General features: G+C 73.2%; 7 protein-coding genes and 1 pseudogene. 4 read left to right on the top strand and 4 right to left on the bottom strand.

The features are described 5' to 3' along the window. Nucleotides 1–472 precede the first annotated feature (472 nt). Nucleotides 473–922: a PTS sugar transporter subunit IIA gene (locus VIW71_RS23515; protein ID WP_331624551.1), complete on the top strand. Its 450-nt coding sequence runs from the start codon at nucleotides 473–475 to the stop codon at nucleotides 920–922. A 5-nt stretch (nucleotides 923–927) separates the two neighbouring features. Further along, nucleotides 928–2,598 (top strand): phosphoenolpyruvate--protein phosphotransferase, encoded by a 1,671-nt coding sequence (ptsP, locus tag VIW71_RS23510; protein WP_331624549.1) that lies wholly within the window; start codon nucleotides 928–930, stop codon nucleotides 2,596–2,598. Nucleotides 2,599–2,693: 95 nt separating this feature from the next. Here the strand turns inward: ptsP and VIW71_RS23505 are convergent, their stop codons facing one another. Beyond that, a complete protein-coding gene (locus VIW71_RS23505) occupies nucleotides 2,694–3,587 on the bottom strand; it encodes a hypothetical protein (RefSeq protein WP_331624548.1) in 894 nt (297 codons plus the stop codon). Nucleotides 3,588–3,907: 320 nt separating this feature from the next. Next, nucleotides 3,908–5,947, bottom strand: coding sequence for an acetoacetate--CoA ligase (locus VIW71_RS23500; RefSeq protein ID WP_331624546.1), 2,040 nt, complete (start codon nucleotides 5,945–5,947; stop codon nucleotides 3,908–3,910). Nucleotides 5,948–6,215: 268 nt separating this feature from the next. Between VIW71_RS23500 and VIW71_RS23495 the strand changes: the two genes are divergently transcribed. Further along, nucleotides 6,216–8,606 (top strand): glycoside hydrolase family 31 protein, encoded by a 2,391-nt coding sequence (locus VIW71_RS23495; RefSeq protein WP_331624545.1) that lies wholly within the window; start codon nucleotides 6,216–6,218, stop codon nucleotides 8,604–8,606. Here VIW71_RS23495 and VIW71_RS23490 read toward each other — a convergent pair. Continuing rightward, nucleotides 8,573–9,175 (bottom strand): NUDIX domain-containing protein, encoded by a 603-nt coding sequence (locus VIW71_RS23490; protein ID WP_331624544.1) that lies wholly within the window; start codon nucleotides 9,173–9,175, stop codon nucleotides 8,573–8,575. The genes VIW71_RS23495 and VIW71_RS23490 overlap by 34 nt on opposite strands. A gap of 39 nt (nucleotides 9,176–9,214) precedes the next feature. Here VIW71_RS23490 and VIW71_RS26670 point away from each other — a divergent pair. After that, nucleotides 9,215–9,452, top strand: a pseudogene (locus VIW71_RS26670) (D-alanyl-D-alanine dipeptidase); the annotation flags it as partial. Nucleotides 9,453–9,611: 159 nt separating this feature from the next. Here the strand turns inward: VIW71_RS26670 and VIW71_RS23480 are convergent. Further along, a complete protein-coding gene (locus VIW71_RS23480) occupies nucleotides 9,612–10,232 on the bottom strand; it encodes a GTP-binding protein (protein WP_331624542.1) in 621 nt (206 codons plus the stop codon). Nucleotides 10,233–10,406: the final 174 nt, after the last annotated feature.

The following is a 10,406-nucleotide window of genomic DNA, read 5'->3' as shown; positions in this document are numbered from 1 at the left end:
ACCTCACCCCGGACACACAGGCCCGGGACAGGGTATCAACATATCTGGCGTTGACTTTTGGCACGCTGTTGAGTTCTCAAGGAACGGAAGCTGCCATCGGTAACCGTCTCCGGTTTCCCTCCGGGCTTTCCCTTCGTTGTGTTTCCAACCTTAGCAGAAGCTATTCGGTCGGAATAACCAACCCCATTTCGAGGACACACGTTTCCGCGGTTCTCGTCGAGGCGGTTGTGCCAACGTACTGGAGCCGGGCCCCGGGAGCAAATCAGTGGGTGACGGTTCCGGACGCCTTGGCCGGTCCCAGGAGTGCATGACTGGGGGTCGTGGCGGGGCGGCTGCGGCATCGGGGGGTGCCAGCGGGGCCGCATCCGGTGGGACGGAATCCATACTTGACATGATTTAGGCTGCTCTCGCGGCTCGCCGTCCGTGACAGGCAGTGACGGCGTCTTTGAGCTCCGCGTATTGGAGGCTTCCTATGACGACCGTTTCGTCGCCCCTGGCCGGCCGGCTCATCGGGCTCGGCGCTGTGCCGGACCCGGTGTTCTCCGGCGCGCTGGTGGGGCCCGGTGCGGCCATCGACCCCGTGCGCGAGCCCGGCGTGGCGGTGTCCCCGGTGGACGGCGTTCTCGTGTCACTGCACCCGCACGCCTTTGTCGTAGTGAACAACGAGGGGCGCGGCGTACTGACGCATCTGGGTATCGACACGGTCCAGCTCAATGGCGAAGGCTTTGAAGTGCTGGTGTCCAAGGGGGACAGTGTGGCCCGCGGGCAGGCCATCGTGCGCTGGAACCCTGTGTCGGTCGAGGCGTCGGGCAAGTCTCCGGTGTGTCCGGTGATCGCGTTGGAGGCCACCGCCGAGGCGCTGGGGGACGTGGCGGACAGTGGTGACGTACTGGCGGGGGACACCCTCTTCGACTGGAAGTAGTTGACATGGAGACAACGCTGCGGGGCGTCGGTGTCAGTCATGGTGTGGCGATCGGCGAGGTACGGCACATGGGTACCGCTGTTCTGGAGCCGCCGGCCGAGCAGATCAGCCCGGGGGACGCTTCCCGCGAGCAGACTCGGGCGCGGCAGGCGGTGGAGGCGGTCGCAGCCGATCTGAACGCGCGAGGTCGTCTGGCCGGGGGCGAGGCGCAGGCCGTGCTGGAGGCGCAGGCGCTGATGGCGCAGGACCCGGAGCTGATCGCGGACGTCGAGCGCCGGATCGCGGTGGGGAGCACGGCCGAGCGGGCGGTGTACGACGCGTTCGCCTCCTATCGGGCTTTGCTGGCCGGAGCCGGCGAGTATCTGGCCGGGCGGGTCGCGGACCTGGACGACGTACGGAACCGGATCGTGGCGCGGCTGCTGGGTGTGCCGATGCCGGGGGTGCCGGTCAGTGACGAGCCGTTTGTGCTGATCGCGCGGGATCTGGCGCCTGCCGATACCGCGTTGCTCGACCCGGCGCTGGTGCTGGCCTTCGTCACCGAGGAGGGCGGGCCGACCAGCCACAGCGCGATTCTGGCCAGGGCTCTCGGGGTGCCCGCTGTGGTGGCGCTGCGGGGCGCGGGCGAGGTGGCCGAGGGCACGCTCATCGCGGTGGACGGCGGCACAGGTGAGGTGTTCGTGGAACCGAGCGAGGCGAAGCGGGCCGCGCTGACGGAGGCGGCTGCCGTGCGGAAGGCGGCTCTCGCCGCTTCCTCCGGGCCGGGCGCGACCTCGGACGGGCACAAGGTGCCGCTGCTGGCGAACATCGGCGGCCCGGCGGACGTACCGGCGGCGGTCGCGGCGGGTGCGGAGGGCGTGGGTCTGTTCCGTACCGAGTTCCTGTTCCTCGACGACTCGGCGGAGGCCCCCTCGGAGGAGAAGCAGGTCGAGGCGTACCGCCAGGTGCTGGAGGCGTTCCCCGAGGGCCGGGTGGTCGTACGGGTGCTGGACGCGGGGGCCGACAAGCCGCTGAACTTCCTGACGCCGGCCGACGAGCCCAATCCGGCGCTGGGTGTGCGCGGGCTGCGGTCGCTGCTGGACCACCCGGACGTGCTGCGGACCCAGTTGCGGGCGCTGGCCAGGGCGTCCGAGGGGCTACCGGTGTACTTGGAGGTCATGGCGCCGATGGTGGCCGACCGCCAGGACGCCAGAGCGTTCGCCGAGGCGTGCCGGGAGGTGGGCCTGGCCGCCAAGTTCGGGGCCATGGTGGAGATACCGTCGGCGGCGCTGCGGGCGCGGTCGGTGCTGCAGGAGGTGGAGTTCCTGTCGCTGGGCACGAACGACCTCGCGCAGTACACCTTCGCGGCGGACCGTCAGGTGGGTGCGGTGTCACGGCTCCAGGACCCCTGGCAGCCCGCGCTGCTCGACCTGGTGGCGCTGTCCGCTGAGGCGGCCAAGGCCGAGGGCAAGAGCTGCGGTGTGTGCGGTGAGGCGGCGTCGGACCCGCTGCTCGCGTGTGTGCTGACCGGTCTTGGGGTCACCAGCCTTTCGATGGGTGCGGCGTCGCTTCCGTATGTGCGGGCGACGCTGGCGAAGTACACGCTGGCGCAGTGCGAACGGGCCGCTGCCGCCGCGCGGGCGACCGACAGTGCGGACGAAGCGCGCCGGGCCGCGCAGGCGGTGCTGTCGGGCGAATAGGCCGGAGCCCGCGGGCGGGAGTCCGAAATCGCCTGTGCGGGCCCGCGGCCCGCGCGTACCGGCCGGTGTCTCGGACCCCCGCCTCCTGCGGCTCCCTACCTGTGCGGCCCGTTCCCGGGCAGTGGTGGCGGCAGCGGGGCTCCGGCCCGGTAGGTGACACCCGGCTCGGGCGGTACGGGTTCGCCGGTCACCGCGTCCGTGCAGTACGCGGCGAACACCTCTGCCTCGCTGAGCGGGTGCGGTTCGCCGTTGCGCAGCGACCAGCCGCGTACGGTCTCGGCGCCGGCCGCGTCGGTGGTGCGGACGACGAGGCCGCCCGGCCGGGTGATGGCGGACCCGGCGGCCATGACCGTGCACAGTACGAGGGCGTCGGCCTCGGCGAGGTGGATGTCGCCGTCGGTGTCCGCCTCGATGTGCACGGCGGCGAGCAGCGGAGGACCGTCGTCCGTGGGGAGGCTGCAGACGACATGGTGGGTGCCCGGTCCGACCGCTTCCACCACGCGCAGCAGGGTGCGCGAGGCGCCGTCGAAGGCACAGGTGGCCAGGTCCCGCCCGCATTCGGGGCAGAGGCCGGCGTCCATGAGGGCGTCGGTGGCACGTTCCCAGGTGGCCCGGCGATCGGCCGCGTGGGCGAGTTCGGCGCGCAGGGCGGGCAGGGGCTGCCGGGTGTAGGGGACGGCGGCGCGGGCCGCGGTGACCTCCGCGACGTAGCGGGTGCGGGTGGCGGCGGCGTCCGGGGGTTGGCGGGTCGTGGCGCAGTAGTCCCCGTATCCGTCCGGGTCGAACAGGGTGACCGCCACCTGGGTGCCCTGGGAGTGCAGGGTGCGCAGCAGTCCGTCGAGGTGGTGCAGATACCGTCCGTAGTCCTCGAACGGGAAGCTCGGATACCGGGTCATGGCGGTGAAGTCCTCGTGGCTGAGGAGCAGGCCGACAACGATGGGTGCCTCTCTGCGCAGGGCCCGCCGGTAGCGCGCGCGTCCGGGCGGCACGGCGCCGCGTCCGTGCTGGTCGGTGCGGTTCCGGGCACGGTCGTATGTACGGTGGCCGGACCGGTTCGCGGTGCGCCTCCCGGTGCGGTTCCCATTTCGATTCCTGGTGCGAGACATGAGGCTCCCCCTCCGCTCGGGCCCCGGGCTTGTCCCGGCACCCCCTCTTGCTCACTCACCGTAACCGGAGCCACTGACAACGGGGGTTCCGGGGCGGCCGGAGCCCCGGCCGGGGCCCGCCGGTTCCGCCCCCCACTGCGTTCCAGGCGGCCACCGGCGTGCAGGGCACGATTCGCGTACGGCGGCTGACGCCCCGTGGCGCTCTACGGGCGGCTTCCCGCGCGCTGTGCGGCGAGCCGCTCGTAGAAGCGCAGCACTTCGAGGTCGTCCACCGAGCCGGGGTTGACGGTTTGATCGAGTGGGGCGCCCTGGAGGAGCCGCTTGACCGGGACCTCGATTCGTTTGCCGGTGAGGGTGTGCGGGACGCCGGGCACGGCGATGATGTCGTCCGGGACGTGACGCGGGGACAGGTGTGCTCGGATCGCGGCCCGGATGCGGTCCACCAGCGCGTCGTCGAGTGCGGCGCCCGGGGCGAGTTGCACGAACAGCGGCATCCAGTAGCCGCCGTCGGGCTGTTCGATTCCGATGACGAGCGATTCGCGGATCTCCGGGAGGCGCTCGACCACCTCGTAGATGTCCGCGGAGCCCATCCGTACGCCCTGGCGGTTCAGGGTGGAGTCGGAGCGCCCGTGGATGACGATGGTGCCGCGCGAGGTGACGGTGATCCAGTCGCCGTGCCGCCACACCCCGGGGAACATCTCGAAGTAGCTCTCGCGGTACCGGTCGTCGCCCGGGTCGTTCCAGAACCCGATCGGCATCGAGGGCATCGGGTTGGTGACCACCAGTTCGCCCACTTCGTCGGTGACGGACCGGCCGTGCACGTCCCACGCCTGGAGGTCGGTGCCCAGGCACGGGGCCTGGAGCTCACCGATGTGGACCGGCAGGGTGGGGACGGCGCCGGCGAAGCAACTGCACACGTCGGTGCCGCCGCTGACCGAGGCGATCCACAGGTCGGCCTTGACCTCGTCGTGCAGCCAGCGGAAGCCGTCCGGCGGCAGCGGTGAGCCGGTGGTGGCGACGCAGTTCACCGCGGACAGGTCGAAGTCCCGGCCGGGGTGGACGCCGGCCTTGCGGCAGGCGATGACGTACGCGGCCGAGGTTCCGTAGACGGTGGTGCGGGTCCGTTCGACGACCCGCCACTGCGCGGCGGTGTCGGGGTGGGCGGGGCTGCCGTCGTAGAGCACCACGGTGGCGCCGGCCAGCAGCCCGGAGACCAGGAAGTTCCACATCATCCAGCCGGTGGAGGTGTACCAGAAGAACCGGTCGCCGGGCCCGAGGTCGAGGTGCAGGCCGGTCTGCTTGAGGTGCTCCAGCAGGATGCCGCCCTGGGAGTGGACGATGGCCTTGGGCAGCCCGGTGGTGCCGGAGGAGTAGAGCACCCACAGCGGGTGGTCGAACGGGACCTGCTCGTACGTCGCCGCGGGGTCGTCGGCGGTCAGCTCGTCCCAGGCGAGGGCGTCGGGCGGGGCGGGGGTGCCGAGCAGCGGGACGTGCACGGTGGCGCGCAGCGAGGGCAGTCCGGCGCGCAGTTCGGTGACGACGCCGGTGCGGTCGTGACGCTTGCCGCCGTAGCGGTAGCCGTCGACCGTGACCAGCACCACGGGCTCGACCTGCTGGAAGCGGTCGAGGACGCTGCGGGCGCCGAAGTCGGGGGCGCAGGAGGTCCAGACGCCGCCGACGGCAGCGGTGGCGAGCAGTGCGACCACGGCCTGCGGGATGTTGGGCAGGTAGCCGCTGACCCGGTCGCCGGGGGTGACGCCGAGCCGGCGCAGGGCGGCGGCCAGTGAGGCGACCTGGCGGCTGAGTTCGGCCCAGCTCACCGTGCCCGTCTCGTGGCTCTCGTCGAGGTGCAGCAGCGCGGGGTGGTCGGCGCGGGCGGGGTCGAGCGCGGGCCGCAGGGCGTGCTCGGCGTAGTTCACGGTCGCGCCGGGGAACCAGCGGGCGCCGGGCATCGCGGGGTCGGCGAGCACCTTCTCGTACGGGGTTGTGAAGCGTACGTCGAACCAGTCGGTGACGGCACGCCAGAACGCCTCGGGGCGGCGGACCGACCAGGTGTGCAGGGCGGTGTAGCTCGCCCGGGGGTCGCCGGGGAGCGCGGCGGGGGCGCCGTGGCGGCCGGCCGCCCACTCCTGGAAGCGGGTGAGGCGCGCGCGGGCGACCCGGCCGGGGGCCGGGGTCCACAGCGGTTCGGGGGCCGGAGCCGGTTCCGGGGTGCGGGTGGGCTCGGGCGTGGTGCTGCTCATGGGGTGGCTCCCGGAGGGGGTACGCGTCGGTGCGTGTGCGGCTGCGGGTGTCTCGGGCGGCGGGCGGTTCGGGCGGCGGGCGGTTCGGGCGACGGGCGGTTCGGGCGGCGAGCCGGGTGAGGGCTCGTGCCGTCGGCGGCCTCGGGCGCTCGCGGCTGCCGGCCTCGGGCGGAATGTCCCACAAGGGGCTGGGCAGGACGATGCCATGTGATCGTCCGCGGCGCCAGGCCGGGGCCCGCGTGCCGCCGCGCCATGGAAAGGTGGGGCCATGGATCTTCGGGACCTGCTGCGGTCGGTGCGGATGGCCGGTTCCGCCCAGGGGCGGCGGGCGGTCGGTGCGGCGTGGCGGCGGGAGCGTATCGACGCGCGGGACCTGCCCCGGCGCGGTCCGGAGCGGGCCAGGGTGCCCGGTCTCGCGGAGGGCGCCGAGTCGATGCCGGGCGGTGGCACGGTCCGCTTCGCCCGCTCGGTGCTGCGGGTGCGGGTCGCGGTCGGCGGTGCGGTCTTCTGCGGCTGGGACGGCGCGGAGCCCGAGCCGTCGTACGCGCTGGGGAGTGCGATCCGGCGCGGCGGCCACCGGACCGAGTCGGCCGGGAGCTGTCCCCAGGCCGATACGCGGGCGGTGCTGGAGCCGGACAAGGACGGCTGGCGGGTGGTGTCCGAGCGGGTCACGGTGCTGGTCTCCCGGCACGGCGCGGTGGAGATCCGTACTCCGGGCGGCCTGCTGCTCCGCCGGGAGCTGCCGCCTCGATGGTGGGAGGCGGCCGGGCCGGAGCGGGCCGGCGGCGCCCGCTGGGTGCAGCGCTCGGAGACCCCGGCGGACGCGCGGGTGTACGGGCTCGGCGGCCGGGCGGCCGGGCCGCGGCTGCCCGCGGGTACGTACCGGCTGTGGAACACCGATCCGGGCGGCTCCTTCGTGCCGGGCGGCGACCCGCCCTCCATCACGATGCCCGTGCAGTTCGTGGTGGCCGACGCCGGCTGCCATCTGGTCTTCCACGACAGCACCTGGGACGGCCGGGTCGTCCTGCGGGACGGCGAGGAGGGCGCCGGCTCGGGCCATGACCGGCTTGGCGGGTGCGAGCTGCGGATGGACGGCGGGCCGCTGCGCTACTGGGTGATCACCGGCCCGCCGACCCGGGTGCTGGCGGGCTGGACGGCGCTCACCGGACGCCCCGCGCTGCCGCCGCGCTGGGCGCTCGGCCACCACCACTCGCGCTGGGGCTTCGGCACTCAGCAGGAGGTGCGGCGGATCGCCGCCGCCTACCGCGAGCACGGTCTGCCGCTGTCCGCGGTCCATCTGGACATCGACCACCTCGACGGGCACCGGGTCTTCACCGCCGACCCGGAGCGCTTCCCCGATCTGCCCGGCCTGTCACGGGAGCTGGCGTCACACGGAGTGCGGCTGGTGTCCGTCGTGGACCCGGCGGTGAAGGCCGAGCCCGGCCATGAGGTGTACGACAGCGGGACGGCAGCCGGCGCCTTCGTGCGGGACGCCCGGGGCCGGGAGGTGCGGGGGGAGGTGTGGCCGGGCGAGGCGGTCTTCCCCGACTTCACCGATCCGCGGGTGCGGGCGTGGTGGGGCCGGCTGTACGAGGAGCGGCTCGCGCGCGGTTTCACCGGGTTCTGGCACGACATGAACGAGCCGGCGTCCTTCGTGGCCTTCGGCGACGGCACGCTCCCCCGTTCAGCCCGGCACGCGTTGGAGGGGCGAGGCGGAGACCACCGCGAGGCACACAACGTCTACGGGCTGACGATGGCCCGCGCCGGGTACGAGGGCCTGCGGGAACTGCGGCCGGACCAGCGGCCCTTCCTCTTCTCCCGCTCCGGCTGGGCGGGTATGCAGCGGTACGGCGGCACGTGGTCCGGCGATATGGCCACCGGCTGGGAGGGGCTGCGGGCGTCGCTGGCGCTGGTGCTGGGGCTCGGGCTGTGCGGGGTGCCGTACTCGGGCCCCGGCGTGGGGGGCTTCACCGGTACGCCCTCCCCCGAGCTGTACCTGCGCTGGTTCCAGCTCGGCGCATACCTGCCGCTGTTCCGCACGCACTCGGCGACGGGCTCCGGGCGCCGGGAGCCGTGGGAGTTCGGTCCCGAGGTGCTGGAGCACGCGCGGGCGGCACTCGCCGAGCGGGAGCGGCTGCTGCCGTACCTGGAGACGCTGGCCCACATCGCGCGTGGCACCGGCGCCCCCTACGTACGGCCTCTGTGGTGGAGCGCGCCGCGCGACCGGGCGCTGCGGGAGTGCGGTGACGCGTTCGTGCTGGGGGACGCGCTTCTGGTGGCGCCGGTGCTGGAGCCGGGCGCGGTGTCCCGGTCGGTACGGCTGCCGCGCGGGCTGTGGTACGACACGGCGACCGGTGGGGCACACCGCGGTCCCGGGCAGGTGGTGCTGGACGCGCCCCTGGACCGCCTTCCGGTGCTGGCCAGGGCGGGTTCGGTGCTGCCGGTGGCCGGGGCGGGCGGCGCGGTGGAACTGGAGGTGTGGGCGCCGCGCGCCGGTCGGGGCGGTGGCGGGGTGGTGTTCACCGGGGACCCGGAGGGCTGGGGCACCCCACGGATGGAGCGGTTCGTCACCCGCTGGGTGGACGGCGAGGTGGTCGTGGAGGGCGAGGGCGGCGGACCGCCCGGTTACGCCTGCCGGGTGCGCGGCAGCGCGTCGTAGTTGTCGTAGTTGTCGGAGTTCGCGTACCTGCCGTCGAACCAGCGGCGCGCGGCCACGGTGTGCAGCGGGAATCCCAGCTCGGCCGGTTCCAGGAGCGGTTCGTAGCCGCTGGTCTCGTCGGTGGGCGCGGACGGCGGCAGCGTGCCGGCGTCCCGTACAGGGAGCAGCCCGAACAGGAGCAGGTATCCGCCGACGATGTCGGTGAGCACATCGGCCAGGGTCACGTCCGTCGCGGACGCGGCGATGCCGGTCTCCTCCTCGACCTCCCGTACGACGGCCTGCTGCCAGCTCTCGCCGACATCCATGAAGCCGCCGGGGAGCGCGAGCCGGCCCAGGCTCGGCTCGATCGTGCGGCGGATGACGACCAGGCCGGTGGTCCCGGCCTGGTGGACCGGCAGCAGTGCGACGGCGACGGGCAGCGGGTTGCGGTAGGCGTACATACCGCAGGCCGGGCAGCGGCGCGGCCAGCCGGGGTCGGCCCCGTACGGCGTACCGCAGGAGGAGCAGTGGGAGTCCTTCACCGGGACCGGCGACGCAGCGGGGCACACGCTCGGACTGTATCCGATCATCGTTTCTCCGGCGGCACAGAGCTGGTAAGTGGTAGGCGCATGCCGACATTCACCGCTGTGCTGCGTACGTTCGCGCTGCCCGTCGCCGCTCTGTTCTCGGTCGCCCTCCGGCGGCGGCCCGGCCCAGGCCCACCCCGAGCCGAAGGCTCCCGCCGGGTTCGTCGCCCTGCGCGACGTGGACCCGACGATCGTCCAGGAGATGCGGTACTTCACCTCGCACAACTTCACCGGTGCGCCCATCGACGGCTACCGCAAGCCGGTGTGCATCCTCACCCGCTCCCGTCCACGTACTTCGACTTCCCGGTGGAGCGCAGGTCTTTGAGTCGCTGAACCGAGGAGGGGCCGGCGGCCGGTACCACCCCCGTGGGTTCCGGACCGCCGACCCTGTCCGAAGGGACGCCGGGGTGCCGCTTCCGGTTGCCCGGCGCCGGAGATTCTAGGTGGCGGCGGGCGCCGCGGTCTCCTTGCGGTCCGCCGCCATCCGGGCGGCGTGCTCCACCACGGTGATCAGCACCTGCTTGGCCGAGTCGCGTTCACGGGCGTCGCACAGCACCACCGGCACCTCGCGGTCGAGGTCGAGCGCTTCCCGTACGGTCTCGGGCTCGTGCAGCTGAACACCGTCGAAGCAGTTGACGGCGACGGCGAACGGGATGCCGCGGCGCTCGAAGTAGTCGACGGCCGCGAAGCAGTCCTCCAGACGGCGGGTGTCGGCCAGCACCACCGCGCCGAGCGCTCCTTGTGCCAACTCGTCCCACAGGAACCAGAACCGGTCCTGCCCGGGGGTGCCGAACAGGTACAGCACCAGGTTGTCGTGGAGCGTGATCCGCCCGAAGTCCATGGCGACCGTCGTGGTCCGCTTGCCCTCCACGTGGGTGGTGCTGTCCACCGGGCGGCCCAGTTCGCTCAGCGCCTCCTCGGTACGCAGCGGCCGGATCTCGCTGACCGCCCCGACCAGCGTGGTCTTGCCCGCGCCGAAGCCGCCCGCCACCAGCAGCTTCAGCGCCACCGGCTCCGCGGCGGACGGCTTGCGACGGCGATCGGAGCGCGCGAAGGGCATGGTCTCTTCTCTACTTCCCTGCAGGCGTGGGGGCTTGGTGCGTCGTTGCGTCTGCGGAAGAGGGTAACCCGGCCGCCCGGCGCGCGCTCCGCCGGGAGGGATCACCGGGCGGTCACCAGCCGATTCCTACCGCGAAGGGGGGTCGGGCGGCGCGGTGTCGCGTGCGCCGCCCGA

This window comes from Streptomyces sp., from assembly GCF_036524955.1.
GTDB lineage: Bacteria > Actinomycetota > Actinomycetes > Streptomycetales > Streptomycetaceae > Actinacidiphila.
Note: the sequence above shows the minus strand (reverse complement) of the source record. Positions and strands in the feature narration are given on the sequence as shown.